Source organism: Vagococcus bubulae, from assembly GCF_003950315.1.
GTDB lineage: Bacteria > Bacillota > Bacilli > Lactobacillales > Vagococcaceae > Vagococcus > Vagococcus bubulae.
The window spans coordinates 1-21,849 of the sequence record NZ_NGJT01000029.1 but is presented as its reverse complement, the minus strand read 5'-3'; the positions used below and the strand labels follow the sequence as shown (position 1 = coordinate 21,849).

The 21,849-nt window shown below is 33.3% G+C and carries 22 protein-coding genes and 1 other annotated feature; of the genes, 13 read left to right on the top strand and 9 right to left on the bottom strand.

Features of this window, described 5'->3' with window-relative positions; translation table 11 throughout:
* Positions 1-306 precede the first annotated feature (306 nt).
* Both mnmE and mnmG read left to right on the top strand, forming a co-directional pair.
* The gene (gene mnmE / locus CBF36_RS10940; RefSeq protein ID WP_125958444.1) at positions 307-1,701 is read left to right on the top strand and encodes a tRNA uridine-5-carboxymethylaminomethyl(34) synthesis GTPase MnmE; all 1,395 of its coding nucleotides are present in this window, start codon (positions 307-309) and stop codon (positions 1,699-1,701) included.
* A gap of 14 nt (positions 1,702-1,715) precedes the next feature.
* Positions 1,716-3,623: a tRNA uridine-5-carboxymethylaminomethyl(34) synthesis enzyme MnmG gene (gene mnmG / locus CBF36_RS10935; protein WP_125958443.1), complete on the top strand. Its 1,908-nt coding sequence runs from the start codon at positions 1,716-1,718 to the stop codon at positions 3,621-3,623.
* 70 nt (positions 3,624-3,693) lie between these two features.
* On the opposite strand, the gene CBF36_RS12495 is transcribed toward mnmG, so the two are convergent.
* Genes CBF36_RS12495 through CBF36_RS12480 form a run of 3 tightly spaced genes read right to left on the bottom strand, consistent with a single transcriptional unit; the run spans position 3,694 to position 4,861 of the window.
* On the bottom strand, positions 3,694-4,314 hold the full coding sequence (locus CBF36_RS12495) for a site-specific integrase (RefSeq protein WP_243638024.1): 621 nt from the start codon (positions 4,312-4,314) through the stop codon (positions 3,694-3,696).
* Positions 4,280-4,552: a hypothetical protein gene (locus tag CBF36_RS12490; protein WP_420824014.1), complete on the bottom strand. Its 273-nt coding sequence runs from the start codon at positions 4,550-4,552 to the stop codon at positions 4,280-4,282. The genes CBF36_RS12495 and CBF36_RS12490 overlap by 35 nt, the downstream gene beginning before the upstream one ends.
* 54 nt (positions 4,553-4,606) lie before the next feature.
* Entirely contained in the window at positions 4,607-4,861 is a 255-nt protein-coding gene (locus CBF36_RS12480) for an Arm DNA-binding domain-containing protein (protein ID WP_243638022.1), read from the bottom strand.
* 369 nt (positions 4,862-5,230) lie between these two features.
* On the opposite strand from CBF36_RS12480, the gene CBF36_RS10925 reads away from it, so the two are divergent.
* From CBF36_RS10925 to CBF36_RS10875, 11 genes are all read left to right on the top strand, one after another.
* Positions 5,231-6,244: a DNA-binding protein gene (locus tag CBF36_RS10925; RefSeq protein WP_125958442.1), complete on the top strand. Its 1,014-nt coding sequence runs from the start codon at positions 5,231-5,233 to the stop codon at positions 6,242-6,244.
* A 2-nt stretch (positions 6,245-6,246) separates the two neighbouring features.
* Positions 6,247-6,720, top strand: a complete 474-nt coding sequence (locus tag CBF36_RS10920; RefSeq protein WP_125958441.1) for a type II toxin-antitoxin system death-on-curing family toxin — start codon at positions 6,247-6,249, stop codon at positions 6,718-6,720.
* A 309-nt stretch (positions 6,721-7,029) separates the two neighbouring features.
* Positions 7,030-7,638: a hypothetical protein gene (locus CBF36_RS10915; protein WP_125958440.1), complete on the top strand. Its 609-nt coding sequence runs from the start codon at positions 7,030-7,032 to the stop codon at positions 7,636-7,638.
* Between the two features lie 176 nt (positions 7,639-7,814).
* A complete protein-coding gene (gene rsmG, locus CBF36_RS10910; protein ID WP_125958439.1) occupies positions 7,815-8,534 on the top strand; it encodes a 16S rRNA (guanine(527)-N(7))-methyltransferase RsmG in 720 nt (239 codons plus the stop codon).
* Positions 8,535-8,584: 50 nt separating this feature from the next.
* Complete coding sequence (locus CBF36_RS10905; protein WP_125958438.1) at positions 8,585-9,355, top strand: ParA family protein; 771 nt, start codon at positions 8,585-8,587, stop codon at positions 9,353-9,355.
* Positions 9,339-10,223: a ParB/RepB/Spo0J family partition protein gene (locus CBF36_RS10900; protein WP_125958437.1), complete on the top strand. Its 885-nt coding sequence runs from the start codon at positions 9,339-9,341 to the stop codon at positions 10,221-10,223. The genes CBF36_RS10905 and CBF36_RS10900 overlap by 17 nt, the downstream gene beginning before the upstream one ends.
* 94 nt (positions 10,224-10,317) lie before the next feature.
* Positions 10,318-10,503, top strand: coding sequence for a DUF951 domain-containing protein (locus tag CBF36_RS10895; RefSeq protein WP_117973727.1), 186 nt, complete (start codon positions 10,318-10,320; stop codon positions 10,501-10,503).
* Between the two features lie 34 nt (positions 10,504-10,537).
* The gene (ychF, locus tag CBF36_RS10890) at positions 10,538-11,638 is read left to right on the top strand and encodes a redox-regulated ATPase YchF (RefSeq protein WP_125958436.1); all 1,101 of its coding nucleotides are present in this window, start codon (positions 10,538-10,540) and stop codon (positions 11,636-11,638) included.
* Between the two features lie 21 nt (positions 11,639-11,659).
* Positions 11,660-12,361, top strand: a complete 702-nt coding sequence (locus tag CBF36_RS10885) for a DUF1129 domain-containing protein (RefSeq protein ID WP_243638023.1) — start codon at positions 11,660-11,662, stop codon at positions 12,359-12,361.
* Between the two features lie 132 nt (positions 12,362-12,493).
* Positions 12,494-13,975: an IMP dehydrogenase gene (gene guaB / locus CBF36_RS10880; protein WP_079346431.1), complete on the top strand. Its 1,482-nt coding sequence runs from the start codon at positions 12,494-12,496 to the stop codon at positions 13,973-13,975.
* A gap of 59 nt (positions 13,976-14,034) precedes the next feature.
* On the top strand, positions 14,035-14,937 hold the full coding sequence (locus tag CBF36_RS10875; RefSeq protein ID WP_125958434.1) for an L-lactate dehydrogenase: 903 nt from the start codon (positions 14,035-14,037) through the stop codon (positions 14,935-14,937).
* Between the two features lie 56 nt (positions 14,938-14,993).
* Here the strand turns inward: CBF36_RS10875 and serS are convergent, their stop codons facing one another.
* From serS to croR, 6 genes are all read right to left on the bottom strand, one after another.
* Positions 14,994-16,268: a serine--tRNA ligase gene (gene serS, locus CBF36_RS10870; RefSeq protein ID WP_125958433.1), complete on the bottom strand. Its 1,275-nt coding sequence runs from the start codon at positions 16,266-16,268 to the stop codon at positions 14,994-14,996.
* A 61-nt stretch (positions 16,269-16,329) separates the two neighbouring features.
* Positions 16,330-16,555: a binding site (T-box leader), on the bottom strand.
* A gap of 45 nt (positions 16,556-16,600) precedes the next feature.
* Positions 16,601-16,891 (bottom strand): MazG-like family protein, encoded by a 291-nt coding sequence (locus tag CBF36_RS10865; protein ID WP_125958432.1) that lies wholly within the window; start codon positions 16,889-16,891, stop codon positions 16,601-16,603.
* A gap of 17 nt (positions 16,892-16,908) precedes the next feature.
* The gene (locus CBF36_RS10860) at positions 16,909-18,195 is read right to left on the bottom strand and encodes a serine hydrolase domain-containing protein (RefSeq protein ID WP_125958431.1); all 1,287 of its coding nucleotides are present in this window, start codon (positions 18,193-18,195) and stop codon (positions 16,909-16,911) included.
* 48 nt (positions 18,196-18,243) lie between these two features.
* A complete protein-coding gene (locus CBF36_RS10855) occupies positions 18,244-19,512 on the bottom strand; it encodes a serine hydrolase (RefSeq protein WP_125958430.1) in 1,269 nt (422 codons plus the stop codon).
* Between the two features lie 86 nt (positions 19,513-19,598).
* Entirely contained in the window at positions 19,599-20,753 is a 1,155-nt protein-coding gene (locus tag CBF36_RS10850; protein ID WP_125958429.1) for a sensor histidine kinase, read from the bottom strand.
* Positions 20,743-21,429, bottom strand: a complete 687-nt coding sequence (gene croR, locus CBF36_RS10845) for a response regulator transcription factor CroR (protein WP_125958428.1) — start codon at positions 21,427-21,429, stop codon at positions 20,743-20,745. The genes CBF36_RS10850 and croR overlap by 11 nt, the downstream gene beginning before the upstream one ends.
* Between the last annotated feature and the right edge of the window lie 420 nt (positions 21,430-21,849).

The window sequence follows — 21,849 nt, the reverse complement described above, 5'->3', positions numbered from 1 at the left end:
ACATAAGGAAATTAACTGCCTATAGGCAGTTGAAAAGTACGAATGAACTCAAAAATAAGGATTTAAAAATGATATTTTCATTCTTAAATCCTTATTTCTTTATTTTAGAGACTTTTGGGTCAGCCTCTTCTTTTTTTGTTATCATATCCATTGTCAATAGCTATAAAAGTATGCTATTATTTCTATGATTATAAATGAGATAGCAGTCAAAGTGCTTATCTACTTTTTTATTTATGCTTATGGGATAAATAAAGGGGTGGAGTGGGCACTTTTTTATATGCATTTTTTAAGAAAGGAAGGTAAAAAATGAATATTACAAAAGAGTTTGATACGATTGCAGCGATATCAACACCACCAGGTGAGGGAGCCATTAGCATTGTTCGCTTAAGTGGGGAAGACGCAGTAAGGATTGCTCAAAGCGTGACAAACTATATAGAAAAAGATTTAACTAAAGTTGATACCCATACGATTCATTACGGGCATATTAAAGACCCAAAAACAAATCAAGTGATTGATGAAGTGATGTATTCTGTTATGTTAGAACCCAAAACATTTACGCGTGAAAACATAGTGGAGATAAACTGTCATGGTGGGATGGTGGTAGCTAATCAAGTCTTACAGTTGTTGTTAAGACAAGGGGCAAGATTAGCAGAACCTGGTGAATTTACCAAGCGAGCGTTTTTAAATGGTCGTATGGATTTATCTCAAGCAGAAGCGGTGATGGATTTAATACAAGCCAAAACAAGTGAATCAATGGACTTAGCTTTAGGTCAACTTGATGGACGATTATCACAATTAATTCATTCGTTAAGACAAAAATTATTAGTTTCGTTAGCACAAGTAGAGGTAAATATAGATTATCCGGAGTATGACGATGTAGAAGAAATGACTACGAAACTTATGAAGGAAAAAGCGTTAGAGGTAAAAGAAGATATTTCTCATTTGTTAGAGACAGCAACACAAGGAAAAATTTTGCGTGAAGGTCTAGCAACAGCAATTATTGGGCGCCCGAATGTAGGGAAATCAAGTCTATTAAATGATTTATTACGTGAAGATAAAGCCATTGTAACAGACATAGAAGGAACAACAAGAGATGTGATTGAAGAGTTTGTTAATGTACGTGGTGTACCATTAAAATTGATTGATACGGCAGGTATTCGTGAAACGGAAGATATTGTTGAAAAAATAGGGGTAGAAAGAAGCCGAAAAGCATTATCAGAGGCAGATTTAATTTTACTGGTATTAAATCAAAGTGAAGCACTCACAGAGATGGATCGTGAGTTAATTGAACTAACAAAAGATATGCAACGAATTGTGTTATTAAATAAAAATGACTTACCAAATAAATTAGATAAAAAAGAGTTACAAAATTTATTAGGTGAAACACCATTTTTACCGATATCAGTTTTAGAAGGTAGAGGCATTGATTTATTAGAACAGTTAATCAAAGACACATTTTTCGCTTCTAACTCGTCTGAAAAGGATGCAACATATATTTCTAACACAAGACATGTGTCGTTGTTAGAACAAGCTAATATGGCTCTTGATGAGGTATTAGAGGGAATAGAGTCAGAGATGCCTGTAGACTTATTACAAATTGATATGACAAGAGCTTGGGACTTATTAGGAGAAATTATGGGTGAAAATGTTCAGGATGAATTAATTACCCAATTATTTAGTCAGTTCTGTTTAGGAAAATAAGGAGATTAACACTAATGGAAAATATTGAAATGAGAGATTATGATGTCATTGTTGTCGGTGGAGGACATGCAGGTTCAGAAGCCTCATTAGCTGCGGCAAGAATGGGCATGAGTACGTTACTTGTGACATTGAATTTAGATATGATTGGTTTTATGCCATGTAACCCATCAATAGGAGGACCTGCTAAAGGTGTAGTTGTTCGTGAAATTGATGCGCTTGGTGGAGAAATGGGTCGCAATATTGATAAGACTTATATTCAAATGCGTATGCTTAATACTGGTAAGGGACCTGCTGTACGAGCGTTACGCGCTCAAGCAGATAAGCATGCATATCAATCTGAATTGAAACACACATTAGAAAAAGAAGATAATCTAGTTGTCAAACAAGGTATTGTCGAAAGATTATTAGTTAAAGATGATGTGTGTTATGGGGTTGAGCTAAGTACAGGGACACAATACACAAGTAAAGCAGTTATTATTACTGCTGGTACAGCGCTACGTGGTGAAATTATTATTGGTGAATTGAAGTATTCTTCCGGTCCGAATAACTCATTGCCGTCGATTGGGTTAGCAAATAATTTAAAAGAAATTGGATTAGAGATAGAACGATTTAAAACAGGGACACCGCCACGAGTAAAATCAAGTACGATTGATTATTCAGTGACAGAAGAACAACCAGGGGACAAACAACCCAACCATTTTAGTTTTGAAAGCACAGATGATCAGTACCGTACCGATCAATTACCATGTTGGTTAACTTATACAAACTTAAATACACATACAGTTATTCGAGACAATTTACACCGTGCTCCAATGTTTACAGGAATTGTTGAAGGTGTAGGGGCAAGATATTGTCCGTCGATTGAAGATAAAATCGTTCGCTTTAGTGATAAACCTCGCCACCAAATCTTTTTAGAACCAGAAGGAGAACATACTGAAGAAGTCTATGTTCAAGGTTTGTCAACTTCATTACCAGAAGATGTCCAAAAAGAGATGGTTCAGAGCATTGAAGGATTGGAAAAAGCGAAAATTATGCGTAGTGGTTATGCGATTGAGTATGATGTCGTTGTGCCCCATCAATTACGTCCAACACTTGAAACAATGAAGATTTCAGGTCTTTATACAGCAGGACAAACTAATGGAACATCAGGATATGAAGAAGCCGCTTGTCAAGGATTAATGGCAGGAATAAATGCTGCCTTAAAAATACAAGGCAAAGAACCATTTATTTTAAAAAGAAGTGATGCGTACATCGGAGTGTTAATCGACGATTTGGTAACGAAAGGAACAAATGAACCTTATCGACTGCTAACATCTCGTGCAGAGTATCGTTTACTATTACGCCATGATAACGCTGATTTACGTTTAACAGAAATGGGACATGAGATTGGATTGGTTGATGAATTACGTTTCAATCAATACCAAGAGAAAAAAGAGATGGTAGAAAGTGAATTAGAACGTTTAGGAAAAATTCGTTTGAAGCCAACAAAAGACATTCAAGCATTTTTAGAAGAAAAAGAATTGGCTCCACTAAAAGATGGGATTTTAGCACGCGATTTTCTAAAACGTCCTGAAATTACTTATCATGATTTGAGTCAATTTATCCCAAAACCAGAAAAACAATTACCTCGTTATGTGATTGAACAAGTAGAAATTCAAGTGAAGTATGAAGGATACATTAAAAAAGCAAAAGATAAAGTTGAAAAATTAAAACGTATGGAAGCAAAACGTATCCCAGAAAATATTGATTATAAGGCAATAAACAGCTTAGCAACAGAGGCAGTTCAAAAATTAGAAAAAATCCGCCCTGAAACAATTGCTCAAGCAAGTCGAATAAGTGGAGTTAATCCTTCAGATATAAGCATTTTGATGGTTTATATCGAACAAGGGAAAATAGCAAAGATAGACAGTGAAAAGGCTTAGTATCAAGCCTTTTTTCTTATGTCTAAAATCTCAAATTTTAAATTGAATGCCATTTTGAATGCCATATCTTCTAAAGAGCCATATATTTCTCAAAAATATCGATGGTTTGATTCTGTTTAGCTGGTGTCACTTTTACATAAATATCTGTTGTGGTTTTAGTTGATTGATGTCCTAGTCGTTGAGCCACATCTTTAATGCTTGCTCCTGATTCGAATAAAAGGGATGCGTTCGTCTTTCTAAAATCATGCACCTTAATTATTTTCATTTCTGGAAAATGTTTTTTGACTTCAACAAGTACATTATTAGGATATGCTTTGCTAAGGTATTGATTATAACGGTATAGAACAGAGTTAGAAAAAACTAAACTACTAGCAAAGTCCTTATCTCTAATTCCTTGAGATAGTTTTAATCTCTTTATGTGAGAACGCCAATCTTTAAGAATAGAAATAGTTTGTTGATCTATACTTATAGTTCTGTTAGATGATTCTGTTTTTGTTGTGTTGATTTCATAAGAGCCATCTTGAAGCTCTACCAATGTTTTATTAATGGTTACAGTGTTATCATCAAAATTAAAGTCTTTCCATGTAAGAGCCATTGCTTCGCCTTTTCTGAGTCCTAGAAATGCTAATACTCTAAAAAAGGTAAATGCTCGTTTATCATTTAACTGCTCTAAACAATGAAAGAACTGTATAAGCTCGTCTAGTGTAGAAGCTATCAGATTCCTTTTTAGTAGAATCTCTTTTTCTTTTAGGTGTGATGGTTCTTTCCATTGGGTTAATCTGTATAAGATTGATTAAGATACCATACTTAAATACCATTGATGTATATGTTTTTAATTGTTTGTATGTGGCTAACTTATCAGACCACTCATTCAAACATTCTTGACAGAATAAAGGTGTAATTTTGTTAATCCTTTTACTGTCAAACATAGGTAGAATGTGATTATCAAAATGTTGTTTAATTCGTTGTATGGTTGTTTGTTTTTAATCTTTAGAGTGTTGCTTAAACCATATACGGTATAATTCCTCAAACGTCTTGATATTATTATCTCTGTTAAATTCTTTATTTTCGAAGTCCACTAGTAACCGATTAAGTTCTAGTTGGGCTTCTTTTTTTGTATTAAAACCACGTCTAGTCGTTTTAACAGGCTTTCCAGTCATTGGGTTAATACCTAAGTAAGATTGGAATTGCCATGCTTTAGTACCGTTCTTTTTAGTGTACTGCTTAAATGTTGCCATATTTAACTCTCCCTTATCTTATGCGGGCACATGTGGGAGGGTTAATCATCAAAATCTATAAAAAATATTCTATCATCATCGGGAACAAACTCGCTACGCATTTCTTTAATAGGTGATTTTTCCTGATCTAAAGATACATCAGCAATTCTCATAAAGAGTCGGAGTAACAAATAGTTCTTTCAGCTTAATAAATGCTTATATTTTTTAGATAGAAAACGATAGCATTTTTCTTTTAGATTGTTGGAAAAAGGTGGAATGTAGAACCTCAAAAAAACTTACATATTTTATAATATTGATACATGATGTGTATGTTGATATACTTAAAGAAAGGTTATATACATGCACTAACTATGTTTAAGGAGAAAACTTGTGAATAAACTAATGGAGAATCAAGTAGAGAGGCAAAACGTCTTAAATAATCGATTTGCAATTAAGGAAGCCGAAAAACAATTTAAATTGAAAGGTATTGAAATGAATGGGGTTGTTTACTATACTCGGCAACAAATAGCAGATTTTTTTGAAGTTGATATTAGAACAATAGAACGTTTATCTAATGATAATAAGGAAGAGTTAGAAAAAAATGATTTAAAAGTATTGCGAGGCAAAGAATTAAAAGAATTTAGAGAAAAGGCGAATATGCAAGCGACCGACATCGATGTCGGTCGCCTAGTAACAAATTTAAGCGTATCAAGCTTTCGTACGTTAATTAATTACGCTATGCTTTTGACAAACAGTGAAAAAGCTAGATCAGTAAGAAGTACGATTTTGGATATTGTTATAGATGTTATGAATTCAAAGGTTGGAGGAAACACAAAGTATATTAACCAAAGAGATGAAGATTATGTTCAATCGGTATATATCAACGAAAATTACAGAAAAAAATATACGGATGCTTTAAATAAATATTTAGATATGGGAAATGTTAAATATGCCATATACACAGATAAAATTTATCAAAAAATATTTAAAGAGCGAGCTAGAGATTATAAAAAAATATTAAAATTAGAAAAAAATGATAGAGTTAGAGAAACAATGTATTCTGAAATTATTGATTTAGTTTCATCTTATGAAAATGGATTGTCTGAAATGATGCAAGCTAGGTATATAGAGAAGGGGAATGTTAAATTAACATCTAGCGAATTAGATCAAATGATAGATGAATTTAGTACTATGCCTTTGTGGGAGCCTTTAATAAAAAAAGCAAGAATGAAGATGGCTAGTAGAGATTTTGCTTTTAGAAATGCAAAACATTTACCTTTAGAAGAATATATAGTACCTATAGATGAAGGTGAATATGAACGCTTTATCGGAGAAAAGAGTATGGAATTAAGTAAACGACTAAGCATGATGCAAGACACATTTGATAGACTCAAGGATAAATAATTATGACAGAAAAAAGAATAATTTATTTAAATGAAGAAATGGTACAAGATATTTATTTAAAAACAATGGAAGTTAGTGAGAGTACATATTCTGGAATTATCAATCCAAAGACTTTAGAAAGTGTATTGACTCAGATACAAAATGATTTATATTATCCAACATTTATAAGTAAATTATCTCGTTTGTTTATAGCAATTACAAAATTTCATTGCTTTCAAGATGGCAATAAAAGAAGTGCAATAGCATTATCAGTAGGTTTTTTATTGTTTAATGGTTATAGTAATATTCTTTCAGATTTTATTGATGTGACTGAAAACATAGTGGTGCTTCTAGCTGCAAATGTTTTGTCTGAGGAAGATTGTACAGATATAATTTGTGCGATTATTGAGGGTAATTACAATGATGATGAAAGTTTAAAACTAATAATAATAAAAGCAATGGAAGATTATGAAAAAATACAAAAAAATTTTTTATAGTTAATGCAGATAATTTTATGTGCCCGCATAAATTGGATTTACAAATGAATGCCATGGTGAATGCTATTCATATTAGAACTAATAACAATTAATGATATTTACATAGAAGTAAGTTAGTAGTTTATACTCTAGTTTGCTTCTTTTTTATACATGAAATTAGAGCGATTTAGACTATATCGAACAAGGGAAAATAGCAAAGATAGACAGTGAAAAGGCCTAATAATAGGTCTTTTCTTTTTATATAAATAGTTAAGGAAAAGCAACAAAATTTAAGTGAAGTTTTGGTATAATTGAGAAGAGGTGACTATTATGGCATATTTGACAATAGGATTGGCTATATTAGCAGTATTGATTAGTAGTGTATCGATTTTTTTAACGTATCAAATGCAGCAAATAATACAAAGCAAACAAATAAAGCAAGATAGAGAACTAGCAAAAATGTTAGCAAAACAAGATAGTTTTATTTTTATGACACAAAAGCAGTATGAAAAAGAGTATCATTTGTTTTGGAATTTATTTGATTTATTGCAACAAACGATAGATAGGACAAAGAGTATTAAAGGAAGCTTACAGTTGTTAAAAGAAAATAGTGAACCAACTTTAGAAAAAACATATATTAAATTAATTCAAGATGGGGTAGTTAAAAGTAGTGAATCACTCAATGAGTTAGATAATCAACTAAATCAATATGAACCATTTATTCAAGAACCACTATTTAATGAGTTTAAGCACATAATTGAAGATTTACGTGATTTTCAGCAACGACGTTTTAATTATTTTAGCTATGAATCAGTAACGAATGAAATAATTGAAGACTTTTTAAACGATACATTATCTAGTATAAAGGAAAGTGAAATAATTCGTGAAAATATAGTTGTTTTTTTACGTAAGCATTTTGAAAATAGTCGTGTAAATTAAAAATGTTCCACGTGAAACATTTTATACATAAAAAACAAGAAAAAGTAAACTTATTCGTTATTTAAGTTTGCTTTTTTTTATTAAAACTACAGTATTAGCATTGAACTTTTAATATAGATACGATAAAGTGGACATATCCGTGAAACACTGATTGTTTCACATGAAGGAGAGTAGAAATGACACCAGAAGAGTTTAAAAAGAGTTTGGAAAAACAAGGTATTGTGTTGAGTGATAAACAAATGAATCAGTTTGAATTGTATTTTAAACGCCTTGTTGAATGGAACGAAAAAATAAATCTAACCGCAATTGTAGACAAAAAAGAAGTGTATTTAAAACACTTTTATGACTCATTAACTTTAGCGTTTGAACGCGATATGACAAAAGAGGGATTAAGGTTATGTGATGTGGGATCAGGTGCAGGGTTTCCGAGTATTCCTTTAAAAATTGTTTTCCCTAATATGACTATTTCGATTGTTGATTCGTTGAATAAACGTATTAAATTTTTAACGGAATTAACAACAGAATTGGGGTTAGATAAGGTTAATTTGTATCATTCAAGGGCAGAGGATTTTGGACAAAACAAATTATATCGAGAGTCTTTTGACGTAGTGACGGCTCGAGCGGTTGCACGACTAAATGTGTTAGCAGAGTTGTGTTTACCCTTAGTTAAACAAGGTGGACAATTTTTAGCAATGAAAGCAGCTAAGAGTGAAGAAGAATTATTAGAAGCAAAAAAAGCCATTGCTCTTTTGGGTGGAAAAGTAGTGGCAGAGCGAGAAGTTAGTTTACCTATTACCTATGATGAACGGTTTATTATTGAAATAGATAAAAAGAAACAAACACCTAATAAATATCCCCGAAAAGCCGGATTACCTAATAAAAAACCATTAATATAAAAGGTGCCGGATAAGTCATTAGACACAGTGAAAAAAGGGAGGGACCTATTATGGCTAGGATTATTGCCGTAGCAAATCAAAAAGGTGGCGTAGGAAAAACGACCACAACAGTTAACCTAGGTGCGTGTTTAGCATACTCAGGTAAAAAAGTATTATTAGTTGATATGGATGCACAGGGAAATGCCACTAGTGGTATCGGTATTAGAAAAGCAGATGTATCTCAAGATATTTATGATGTGTTAGTGAATGAAGTTCCTATTAAAGAGGTCATTCAACCAACTAATCGAGAAGGAATGGATATCGCTCCAGCAACGATTCAATTATCAGGAGCAGAAATTGAATTAACGTCTATGATGGCAAGAGAGTCACGTTTAAAATTAGCGTTGCAAGAAGTAGAAGATACGTATGATTACATTTTAATTGATTGTCCACCATCATTAGGGCATTTAACGATTAATTCGTTTACTTCCAGTGATTCTATTTTAATTCCAGTGCAATGTGAATATTACGCATTAGAAGGTCTTAGTCAGCTATTAAATACTATTCGATTGGTACAAAAACACTTTAATCCGGATTTGCGAATTGAAGGAGTTTTATTAACAATGTATGATGCTAGGACTAACTTAGGCTCTGAAGTAGTAGAAGAGGTTAGAACCTATTTTAGGGAACGAGTGTATGACACAATTATTCCAAGAAATGTTAGGTTGTCAGAAGCACCAAGCCATGGGAAAGCGATTATTGATTACGATCCAAAATCAAGGGGTGCAGAAGTGTATCAAGCATTAGCAAAGGAAGTGATGAATCGTGAGCAAACAGAATAAAGGACTAGGACGAGGAATTGATGCATTATTCCAAGATTTATCGACAATTGAAGAAGTAGATATTCAGTCAGAGTCTGTTCAAGATATTCCGTTAGCAGAATTAAGACCTAATCCTTATCAACCACGTAAAACATTTGATGAAAAAGCTCTAGAAGAGTTAGCTTCATCGATTAAACAGTCTGGTGTATTTCAGCCAATTATTGTAAGGAAATCTTCAGTAAAGGGTTATGAAATTATTGCGGGTGAACGCCGTTTTAGAGCATCTAAATTGGCAGGGAAAGAAACTATTCCAGCAATTATTCGTGAGTTTGATGAAGAGCGTATGATGCAGATTGCAGTATTAGAAAACTTACAACGTGAAGATTTAAATCCTCTTGAAGAAGCAGAAGCGTATGAGATGCTAATGAAAAATTTGGATTTAACACAGGTAGAACTATCTGAAAAATTAGGTAAGAGTCGTCCATATATCGCAAATTATCTACGTTTATTAACATTACCGAAAGTAGTTAAAGATTTAGTACAAAAAGAGTCGCTTTCAATGGGACAGGCCAGAACGTTACTTGGATTGAAGAAAAAAGAAGATATTTTAGTCGTAGCCAATCGCGCGATTAAAGAAGGACTCACCGTCCGACAATTAGAGCAGATTGTCACTCAGATGAATGATATTCCTAAAAAAGAGCTTGTTAAAAAGAAAGAGCTGCAACCGAAGCCGTATTATATTCGTGAAAGTGAAGAGCGATTAATGGACAAGTTTGGTACAAGTGTTCATATCCAAGAAAAAGAAGGCAAGGGAAAAATAGAAATCGAATATCTTTCTTCTTCAGATTTAACACGTATTTTAGATTTATTAGATATTGAATTTGATTAATTGTACCTATAAAAATAGGATAAATGAGTATGAATCTGATAAAATTATGTTAAGATATATCACGTAGAAAATGAATCAAGGAGGGACGTTTAGTATGTACGATTTAGGCGATATAGTCGAAATGAAAAAACCACATGCGTGTCAAACAAACCGTTGGGAGATTATTCGTATGGGAATGGATATCAAAATTAGATGCTTAAACTGTCAGCATATTGTGATGATGCCCCGACGTGAATTTGATAAGAAGATGAAAAAGGTATTAGCGAAAAAAGAAGATTAATTTAAAGATTAAAAAGAAAGAGTGGAAAATAACTATGTCATTAACGGCAGGAATTGTTGGATTGCCAAACGTTGGGAAATCAACTTTATTTAATGCAATAACAAAAGCAGGTGCAGAAGCTGCAAATTATCCTTTTGCAACAATCGATCCAAATGTAGGAATGGTAGAAGTACCAGATTATCGATTGGAAGAATTAACAAAATTAGTTAAACCGAAAAAAACAGTTCCAGCGACATTTGAATTTACAGATATTGCGGGAATTGTTCGTGGAGCTAGTAAGGGCGAGGGACTTGGAAATAAGTTTTTAAGTCATATTCGACAAGTTGATGCGATTTGTCATGTTGTTCGTTGTTTTGATGATGATAATATCACTCATGTTGAAGGGCGTGTGGATCCATTAGCAGATATTGATACTATTAATTTAGAACTTGTTTTGGCAGATTTAGAGTCAGTTGATAAACGTTTTGCACGTGTATCAAAAATTGCTAAAACAAAAGACAAGGAAGCTGTCGCGGAATTAGCAGTATTGGAAAAAATTAAGCCTGTTTTAGAAGAAGGTAAATCAGCTAGATCAATTGACTTCACAGATGAAGAACTTCCTATTGTTAAAGGATTATTTTTATTAACAACAAAACCTGTACTGTATGTTGCAAACGTAGCGGAAGATGAAATAGCAGATACAGAAAATAATGACTATGTCAAAAAAGTAAAAGAATTCGCAGCAACTGAAAATGCAGAAGTCATTACTGTATGTGCTAGAGCAGAAGAAGAAATAGCAGAGCTTGATGAAGATGATAAAAAAGATTTCCTTGAAGCATTAGGCATTGAAGAATCTGGTTTAGATAAATTAATTCGTGCAGCTTATCATTTATTAGGGCTAGCTACTTATTTTACGGCTGGTGAACAAGAAGTACGTGCTTGGACATTTAAAGTGGGAATGAAAGCACCAGAATGTGCTGGTATTATTCATACTGATTTTGAACGAGGATTTATTCGCGCGGAAACAGTTTCTTACACTGATTTAAAAGAATACGGAAGCATGCATGCAGCTAAAGAAGCTGGTCGTGTGCGTTTAGAAGGAAAGGATTACGTTGTTCAAGATGGTGATGTAATGCTCTTCCGTTTTAATGTTTAATGGAAAGAATAGGTGACAACAATGACTGAGTTAACAAATGAAGAGTTACAACAAAAAGTCGCAGAAAATCGTGAGTTAGAAAAACAATTAACGAAAAAAAATAATCAATTTATGTTTGATTTAAATAAATTATTAGATGATGGTGTAGTGATTGATGAACGTCAAAAAATAGAAGCCTTTAACACCATGTTAAAAGCATTAGTTGAAGGACAAAAAACAGGAATAACCGCTAAACAATTATATGGGACACCAACGGAAGCTGTCGTGTTTGTTACCACAAAACCAGCAACGCCACCGAAAACTAATTTTGCTTCGATGTGGCTAGATAATAGTTTATTGTTGTTTACATTTTTAGCTGTTATGACTGGTGTATTAACGATGATTTCTAAAACACCGCAACCAACTCAAGGTATCTTGAGCATTATTATTGGTGCTATGTCAGGTGGTTTATCGTTTTATCTTATCTACCGTTATATTTACATTTACGATATGCCTGGTGCGGATAAAAGTAAACGTCCTGGCGTTTGGAAAACAGGTGGAATCATGGCACTATGTTTTATTCCGTGGTTAATGATCTTTTCACTTTCGGCATTTATTCCAAGAGCAATCAACCCATCTCTTGATCCTGTTATTACAATTGTACTAGGTGCAGCAGCATTTGGTGTTCGCTATTTATTAAAGAAAAAATATAATATTCAAGGAAGTTTATTTTTACGTCCTTAGTAACTAATAGTAAGCTAAAACAATTTTATTAGAAAAATTGTTTTAGCTTTTTTTCATTTTATAACATTGACGAATAGCAGATTATTTGGTAAGTTTGTTAATAAAACAAAATTAAAGGAGTGCGAATTTCTAATGTCAAATTGGGAAACTAAATTTTCAAAAAAAGGGTATACATTTGATGATGTTCTATTAATTCCAGCAGAAAGTCATGTATTACCAAACGATGTCGATTTAAGTGTTGAATTATCATCTAAGATTAAGTTGAATATTCCAATTATGAGTGCCAGTATGGATACTGTGACAGACAGTAAAATGGCTATTGCTATGGCTAGACAAGGTGGTCTAGGTGTTATCCATAAAAATATGAGTGTGGAACAACAAAAAGATGAAGTACGCAAAGTAAAACGTTCTGAAAGTGGTGTGATTATTGATCCATTCTTTTTAACTCCAGAACATAAAGTAAGTGATGCAGAACATTTAATGGCTAAATATCGTATTAGTGGTGTACCCATTGTTGATACATTAGAAAATAGAATATTAGTTGGTATTTTAACAAACCGTGATTTACGTTTTGTGACGGATTATAATTTAATGATTAGGGATGTTATGACTAAAGAGGGACTAGTCACAGCGCCAGTTGGAACATCTTTAAAAGATGCAGAAAATATTTTACAACAACATAAAATTGAAAAATTACCTATCGTAGATGCTAAAGGACGTTTGAGTGGCTTAATTACGATTAAAGATATTGAAAAAGTGATTGAATTTCCTAATGCCGCAAAAGATGAGCATGGTCGTTTATTAGTTGCTGCAGCTGTTGGTGTAACAAGTGATACATTTGAGCGTGCTGGCGCTTTAATTGAAGCAGGCGTTGATGCGTTAGTTATTGATACTGCTCATGGACATAGTGCGGGGGTAATCCGTAAAATTAAAGAAATACGTGATGCCTTTCCAGATGTGACATTAATTGCAGGAAACGTTGCGACTGCTGAAGCAACACGTGCATTATATGATGTTGGTGTAGATGTTGTAAAAGTCGGAATTGGACCAGGTTCAATTTGTACAACACGTGTTGTTGCAGGTGTTGGTGTCCCACAATTAACAGCTATTTATGATGCAGCAGGTGTCGCTCGTGAATATGGTCGTACAATCATCGCTGATGGTGGTATTAAATACTCTGGAGATATTGTAAAAGCATTAGCTGCTGGTGGATATGTTGTCATGTTAGGTTCAATGTTAGCTGGAACAGATGAATCTCCTGGTGAATTTGAAATTTTCCAAGGTCGTCGTTTTAAAACATATCGTGGAATGGGCTCTTTAGGAGCTATGGAAAAAGGATCAAGTGATCGTTACTTCCAAAGTTCTGTTAATGAAGCAAATAAATTAGTTCCTGAAGGTATTGAAGGTCGTGTCGCTTACAAAGGTAGTGTTCAAGATATTATTTTCCAAATGCTAGGTGGTTTGCGTGCTGGAATGGGATATGTAGGTGCAGGAAACTTAAAAGAGTTAAGAGATAATGCGCAATTTGTTGAAATGAGTGGTGCTGGTCTAAGAGAATCTCATCCTCATGATGTACAAATCACAAAAGAAGCACCAAACTATTCAATTTCATAAAATAGATTAAAAGAGGTCGGGATTTTCCTACCTCTTTTTTTAGAAAGAAGGGATTATATTTGAGTAAAGTAGGAATTATTGGATTAGGGCATGTTGGATCAGATATTGCTTATACTTTATGTACAAAAGGGCAAGTCGATGAATTGGTTTTAATTGATAAAAACAAAGAAAAAGTGATGGCAGAATATTTAGAACTCACAGATAGCATGATGATGACAGAGGTAAAAACAACTATTTTGTTACATGAGTATCGCCATTTAAATGATGCGGATATTATAGTCATTAGTGTAGGTAGTCAGTCTATTGATAACGAAGACAGAGTGTCGGAATTAAACGATAATAAGCAAGCAGTGAAAGAGATTATCCCGCAAGTTGTTTCTAGTGGATTTAAAGGAATATTCTTAGTGATAACTAATCCTTGTGATGTCATTACAACCCTTGTTCACCGAGAAAGTGGTTTTCCAGCATATCGAGTGATTGGAACCGGTACGAGTTTAGATACTAATCGTATGAAACGTATTGTTGGAGAAAAATTAGGTGTTTCTGGTCAATCTATCAATGGATATGTGTTAGGTGAACATGGAGAAAGTCAGTTTGTCGCATGGTCTACAGTGATGGTAGGCACACAAAAATTGTTAGACGTTGTGTCATTATCAGAAGATGAGTTAGAAGAAATGAAAGAGGCTACTCGTTTAGGGGGATGGGAAATCCATCAACGTAAAAGCTGGACAAGTTATGGGATAGCTTCAACTACATCTAGGTTGATTCAGTCTATTTTAAAAGATGAAAAAAAGATTTATCCTTTGTCGATTTATCAAGAAAAAGATAATATTCATATAGGTTATCCCGCAGTTTTAGGTAAACGAGGTATTGTTAAAGCATTATCTTTAGACTTAACGAAAAAAGAAGACCTATTATTTAGACAATCTGTTGAGCAAGTAACACAATATCTGGAACAATAAAAAAATTTCCCCCGTTGAATTCATTTAAAATGAAACTAAACGGAGGAGCTTTTTTATTATTTTGTAATTTTAGTCATTCCACCCATGTAAGGAACAAGAGCTTCAGGTATTGTTACACTGCCATCTTCATTTTGATAATTTTCTAAAATAGCTGCAACCGTACGACCAACAGCCAAACCAGAACCATTTAGAGTATGGACGTATTGAACTTTTTCTTCTTCATCTCTGTAACGAATTTTTGCACGTCTAGCTTGGAAATCTTCACAGTTAGAACAAGAGCTGATTTCACGATACGTTTCTTGAGCTGGAATCCAGACTTCGATATCATATGTTTTCGCAGCTGAGAATCCCATGTCACCAGTACATAATACAATGACACGATATGGTAAGTTTAATTTTTGTAGAATGGCTTCAGCGTTATTGGTCATTTTTTCTAATTCTTCATAAGATGTTTCCGGTTTACTAAATTTAACCATCTCTACTTTGTTAAATTGATGTAATCTAATTAATCCACGAGTATCTCTCCCGGCACTTCCAGCTTCAGAACGAAATGCTGGACTTAAAGCAGTAAAGTAAACAGGTAGTGCATCATTATCTAAAATTTCGTCACGATAATAGTTTGTTAATGGCACTTCAGCTGTGGGGATTAATGTATAGTTTGAATTTTCTAGTTGGAAAACATCTTCTTTAAATTTAGGAAATTGTCCTGTACCAAACATAGATTTGTCATTCACGATATATGGTGGAATCATTTCTGTATAACCGTGTTCATAAATATGAGTATCTAGCATTAAGTTATATACCGCGCGTTCTAGTCTAGCCCCAGCACCTTTATAGAAAAGGAAACGGCTACCAGATACTTTAGCACCACGTTCAAAATCAAGAATATCTAATTCTTCCGCTACTTCCCAATGAGGTTTTGGTTCAAAATCAAATTGTCTAGGAGTATCCCATTTTCTTAATTCAATATTTTCTTCTTCATCTTCCCCAACAGGAACACCTTCAGCAGGAAGGTTAGGAAGTGTATGAGCAATATATTCTAACTTTTCATCAATCGCATTGATGTTTTCATCTAAAACTTTGATATCCTCTCCGACTTGTTTCATTTCTTGAATTTTATCATCAGCATTTTGTTTTTCTCTTTTTAGTTTTGCAATGTCTTGAGACACATCGTTACGATGTTTTTTTAGTGTTTCAACTTTTACTAAATTATCACGACGTTCTTGATCTAAACGGATAAATTCATCAATTTTTTCTCCATCTACTCCGCGGGTCATGAGTTTTTCCTTAACTAATTCAGTATTTTGACGTATAAATTTTAAATCTAACATGATATTTCCTCCTTAAATTTTTAAAATAAAAAAATCTCTCACTCCAGAAAATCAATTGATTTTCTGGGGCGAGAGATTGAATTCGCGGTACCACCCAAATTTTAGACAATAGATATTGTCTCTAAGTAAGTATGTTAACGGATTGCTTTTCCCGTTCTAGCTTAGTGCATAGAGTTCGCTAGAAATGCTTAGAAAGTGGATTCTTTATCTGTTGTTATTAGCTCACACCAACCGCTAACTCTCTTAAAACAAGCAATATAAATACTAGTCTTTCACAATTTGTTTATTTAGCAAAATTATAGCTAGTTTTCAGAAGTCTGTCAACTTTTCTTTTATTGCATATGTTTTTCCCATTTATCCGCTTTTTTCATAAGGAGAGTTTCTAATTCATTAATTGAGCTATCATCTAGCTGAAAATATAAAGATAAGGCAACAAGTAAAGTATCGGCACACTCTTCTTTTAAGTCATCAAGTGTTCCATGTTTATACTGGCTACCACTCGCTTTTTTATACTTTAAGATGGCCTCAGAGACTTCACCAGTTTCTTCGGCTAGTTTTAATCCCATTTCTGCAAGAGATTTCGGTTCTTTTTTTGATAACTCGATGAGACGTGTTATATCCATTTATTTGGCGAACTCCTTTATTGATTAAAATTAACATTTTGAGAAATAATATCATAAAATTCTTTCGTTGCAATAGTATTTGATTTATTGGTTAAGTATTGATTACTAAAATAAATAATCATATCACTGGCATCATTATTAAAAATAACAGTTGGTTCGTACCCTCTAAAAATACCGTGTCCCCAAAAGATAGTTGGACCATTTTCATCAAGGACTTTTCTGTAAAGACCAGATTTATAGTAGGTTGTTCCATAAGGTAAGTCTTTGAGCCACACAGATTTAAAGACATTCAAATCACCAAATTTTCCATCCATTGTTGCTTGAACAACAATAGCAAAATCTTTCGGTGAAACAAACATATTTCCTGTACCTAATTCTCTGACATAAGCATAGTCAGGGATGTCGCTTTTTCTTGGAGTTCCATTTTCTTCGTAGACCGGTACTAAATGACTCTTATCAGACAAATCTGTATAAAAACCAGTTTGTTCTAAATTAAGAGGTTCTTTTACTGTCTTATTAAAATACTCTTCGTATGTTTGTCCAGTTATTTTTTCAACAATCATAGCCAGTAAAATGAAGTTTACAGGAGAATAATCCCATTCGGTTGAATTTTGTCGAGTGGTATTTTTTAAGACATATTCTTCCCATTCTTTTTGCGTCTTGATAGAAGTTGGGGCTTTTCCTGTATCCAATTTTAATCCAGATGTCATAGATAAAAGAGTATCTATCGTGATTTGATCACTTCCAGGAATTTCTGGATAAAATTTATTTAGTGTTGTATCTAATGTTAATTTTTTTTCTGATACTAAAGTTGAAACAAGAAGAGCAGTATAAAACTTTTGTATAGAAGCTATCATATAGGTACTTTCTTGAGCTTTCCATGATACGTCTTTGGCATAGCCAAATGAATTATACATAACTACTTGATTGTCTTTGATGGCTAATAGCGTCCCTGAGAGTTCTCTTGAGGCGATATTTTGCTCCAAGGCTTGTTTTAATGGTTGATAAAGCAAAGGAGTTGCTGCTGTTGTATCAAAGTTTGTTCTAGGGACATAAGTTGTTTCTTTTTTTTCTGTATCAGAAGACTGACTAGTCGATTGAGCTAGTTCTTTTGTTTCAGAAGATACGGTTGTTTGAGTGGTTGTTTTATCATTCTTTACAATAGCAGTTAATTCATCAGGATAGATAACAAATAATGTGACTAAAATGCTAGCACTTATGAGCACTCCAATAATAAAGAATAATAAACCAATCCATTTTTGTTTTCTTTTTAACCTGTCATAAGCTATACGTGATTTTTTCATAAGGTACTCCTCATTTTATATTTTGACTTAATCAATAAAAAAACAGCATTAATGTATGCTGTTTTTCAAAGAACGCCATACTCTTACAAAAATATTTGCTTTTTGTACGTCTGTTTTTGTGACCACTTTACCGGTGGCGTCATGTTTGTCTGTGTCACTTAGATAACCTAATTTATCTGCACTATCTGATACAATTTGTTGGCCTACTACTTCATTTTTTTTAAGAGGAGCAGAGACCGTATCTTTAGTTGAAGCAAAAACTTGTTTTAGTTCAGTCGTCTCTTTATTGACCCATAATGATATGGGTTCTGCTAAGATTAGAGGGACAGTTTCCGTTTTACCATTGGGTATATCAATACTATTAACCACAGCACTATCGTTTTTACTTACTACGGTTTTATATTCCCAATTGGTATCCACATAGTTAAGTAAGTTTTTCGTGACTTCAAATCGGCTATATTCTTCATCAACATTCATCACGACAGTAATAATACGATGGCCATTTTGTATGGTTGAACCAATAAAGCATGCCCCAGCATTTGGGGTTGTCCCTGTTTTTAGTCCATCAACGCCTTCAGTATAGTAATACAAATCTGGTAACATTAAATTAGATGACCAGAAAGTTTCTTCGTTATCAGTCCCTTGAAATAGGGTGTAATGTGATTGCTTGGTAATATCTAGTACTTCAGGGTAATCTGAAATAAGATGTCTTGCGATGATTACCATATCTTTAGCGGATAAAATATTACTATCTTCTGGCTTAGAGTTTGGGTAACGATCCGCTTCTGCAAGGTCTTGTGTATCTAATCCAGAGGCAGAAATAAATATACCATCAGTGATACCCCAATCCTTAACTTGTTGATTCATACTGTCAACAAAAGCTTGCTCGCTACCCGAAATAAGTCTAGCAAGTGCAGTTGTTGAAACATTTGAAGAAGAAATGAGCATGGCGTTTACATTGTCTTCAACTGTATAAGTTAATTCTTTTTTGATTGGAATATTGGATAAATCAGGATCTTCTGTCAGTTTAATCAAAGCATCATCAAATGGTACTGTATCCGTCCACTTTATTTTCCCTGTATCTATTGCGTCATATACCAAGTATGCTGATAATAATTTTGTCATCGAAGCAATGGGAAGAGGTGCGTTACTATTTTTTTCATATAGAATTTTTCCAGTATCAAAATCTACCGCAATTGCTGCTTTTGCAGGTATATCGAAAGACGATTGTTCAGCAAAAACTGATATAGGAACAGTAAATAAAAGTGTTGCTATCAGAAAAAATAGCACACGTGCTTTTTTCTTGAATAACGTCATAAATAATCTCCTAATATTTTAACTGCAATTAATTTAACAAATTAACCGATAGAAAACAATAGATTTCATTAAAGAGCACAAAAAAATCAAGAATGGCTAGTTGTTTCTAATGGTAAATGTATGGTAAATGATGTCCAGTTATTATTTGATGTAGCATAAATATAGCCACCATGTAGCGCTACAATACTTTGAGCGATAGCCAAACCAAGCCCAGTTCCACCTGTTTGTTGAGATCTAGATTCTTCTACTCGGTAAAACCGATCGAATAAGTGGTCTAAAGATTCCTGGGGGATAGAGTCTCCATCATTTTTAACGACGATAATGGCTTCACTACCAATTTTTTCTGATGTGATGATAATCTGTGTTCCATTCACACCATATTTGAGTGCATTAGATAGAAGGTTGTCAAAAACACGCACTAGCTTTTCTGTATCACCAGTCATCATTAAGGTATCTTCTTGTGGTAAAAAATCAATGACCCGATTCTTTTTCGACGCTTCTAATTCATAGTCTACTGTTAGTTGGCCAATCAATTGATTCATATCGAAGGTCATAGCGTTTAGAGGAACATTAGATTGTCTAACCTTTGTATATTCAAATAAGTCGTCGACTAGTACTTTCATTTGTCTCGATTTTAAATAAGCTGTGTGAGTGAATTTCAATAAATCTTCTTCACTGTTGTATTTTCCTTCTTCAATTAAACCCAAATATCCGATAATTGATGTTAAGGGTGTTCTGATGTCGTGACTGACGTTGGTAATCAGTTCATCCTTTGATTGTTCAATGCGTCGTTCTTCCTCTAATGCTTCAACAGTGCTATCTACCAAAGCATTGATACTCTTAATGAGTCGACCTAAGTCCCCTTTTAATTCAAAAGGAATTCGATGATCATAATGGCCATTAGAGATATAGTGTAATTCACTAATGATATGTTGTTGTTGCATCTGTTTATATCGTCTAATCAATCGCCAATATAATACAATAATATCTGCCACGATCATCATAAAAATTAAAGGACGTTGCCAAAACATAGGTGGACGTGGATCGTAGAATATATTGTACTGAATGTGCCACATGAATTGGTCAATAGGTAAAGAGGTATTGACAATCTGATCAATTAAGATAAACAAAGCTAAATTAAGAAGAATAAGTAAGATGACCGTAATAATTCCCTCAATGATTAATTCGCTCGTTTCTTTTGAGGTAAGTTTAATACGCGTCTTTTTTTCATCATCCTTCAATTTTATAACCTACCCCCCAAACTGTTTGAATGACTTTCTCTCCATTAGTTGCTTCTTCAATCTTGTCACGCAAATGACTGACATGAACCATAACCGTTTTGGCAGAAACTAAACTTTCCTGTTGCCAAACTCTTTCAAAAATTTCTTCCGCACTAAAGACACGGTTAGGATGGCTAGCAAGTAAGTAAAGAATACCAAACTCTAAAGCAGTTAATTGAATTTTTACCCCTTGATCCGTTTCAACCTCATGGGAATCTTTTTTTATAATGAGCGGGCCAATTTCTAATAAATCAGGAATGTCTGTTTGTACTTGCATATTAGTTCGTCTTAATAATGATTTTACACGAGCCATAATTTCTAAAGGATTAAAAGGTTTTGTGACATAATCATCTGCTCCAGTAATCAGTCCTTGTATTTTATCCATATCCGTGGTTTTAGCAGTTAACATAATAATAGGGATTTGTGAGTCTTTTCTTAATTCCCGCACAACTTCTAACCCATCCATTTTTGGCATCATAATATCTAATATAAGTAAATCAATATCAGGATTTGTAATAATTTTACTTAGAGCTTCTTTTCCATCATAGGCTTTTATAACGTCATAACCTTCATTCTTTATATAGATACTTAATAGTTCAACAATTTCTTTATCATCATCAGCTACTAATATTTGCATGTTATTTCCTCCTAAAAGATTAATATACTATTATTGTACCAAATAAATCGAAATAAAAAATTATTTAAAAATATGTTTACTTTTTTTTTAAAAAGTAGTATATTGATTTCATTGTTATTTTATCTTAAATAACTCAAATAAAAAATTTATAAAAAGTGTTGACATATCAAATGTTTGCATGGTATTATCATTGAGTTGCTTCTACGACATAGTAATTTATTTTTAAAAAAATAAATTAAAAAAAGTGTTGACAAAACATTAACAACTTGATATGATATAAAAGTTGTTACGGCAACAAAGTTTAGACCTTTGAAAACTGAACAAAGTAAGACGAACCAAATGTGTAGGGCGTTTCTACTATGTAGAAACAAACCATATTTAGTGAATACAATTCGCTAGCAAGTTTTAAAACAAATGAGC

Bases quoted from the DNA above. Each gene is read 5' to 3' on its own strand.
- croR (WP_125958428.1), bottom strand. From the start codon at position 21,429: ATGCAAATATTAGTAGCTGATGATGATAAAGAAATTGTTGAACTATTA.
- mnmE (WP_125958444.1), top strand. From the start codon at position 307: ATGAATATTACAAAAGAGTTTGATACGATTGCAGCGATATCAACACCA.
- CBF36_RS10885 (WP_243638023.1), top strand. From the start codon at position 11,660: ATGACTGAGTTAACAAATGAAGAGTTACAACAAAAAGTCGCAGAAAAT.
- CBF36_RS10865 (WP_125958432.1), bottom strand. From the start codon at position 16,891: ATGGATATAACACGTCTCATCGAGTTATCAAAAAAAGAACCGAAATCT.
- guaB (WP_079346431.1), top strand. From the start codon at position 12,494: ATGTCAAATTGGGAAACTAAATTTTCAAAAAAAGGGTATACATTTGAT.
- CBF36_RS10895 (WP_117973727.1), top strand. From the start codon at position 10,318: ATGTACGATTTAGGCGATATAGTCGAAATGAAAAAACCACATGCGTGT.
- CBF36_RS10860 (WP_125958431.1), bottom strand. From the start codon at position 18,195: ATGAAAAAATCACGTATAGCTTATGACAGGTTAAAAAGAAAACAAAAA.
- rsmG (WP_125958439.1), top strand. From the start codon at position 7,815: ATGACACCAGAAGAGTTTAAAAAGAGTTTGGAAAAACAAGGTATTGTG.
- serS (WP_125958433.1), bottom strand. From the start codon at position 16,268: ATGTTAGATTTAAAATTTATACGTCAAAATACTGAATTAGTTAAGGAA.
- CBF36_RS10915 (WP_125958440.1), top strand. From the start codon at position 7,030: ATGGCATATTTGACAATAGGATTGGCTATATTAGCAGTATTGATTAGT.
- mnmG (WP_125958443.1), top strand. From the start codon at position 1,716: ATGGAAAATATTGAAATGAGAGATTATGATGTCATTGTTGTCGGTGGA.
- CBF36_RS10855 (WP_125958430.1), bottom strand. From the start codon at position 19,512: ATGACGTTATTCAAGAAAAAAGCACGTGTGCTATTTTTTCTGATAGCA.
- CBF36_RS10905 (WP_125958438.1), top strand. From the start codon at position 8,585: ATGGCTAGGATTATTGCCGTAGCAAATCAAAAAGGTGGCGTAGGAAAA.
- CBF36_RS10920 (WP_125958441.1), top strand. From the start codon at position 6,247: ATGACAGAAAAAAGAATAATTTATTTAAATGAAGAAATGGTACAAGAT.
- CBF36_RS12480 (WP_243638022.1), bottom strand. From the start codon at position 4,861: ATGGCAACATTTAAGCAGTACACTAAAAAGAACGGTACTAAAGCATGG.
- ychF (WP_125958436.1), top strand. From the start codon at position 10,538: ATGTCATTAACGGCAGGAATTGTTGGATTGCCAAACGTTGGGAAATCA.
- CBF36_RS12490 (WP_420824014.1), bottom strand. From the start codon at position 4,552: ATGTTTGACAGTAAAAGGATTAACAAAATTACACCTTTATTCTGTCAA.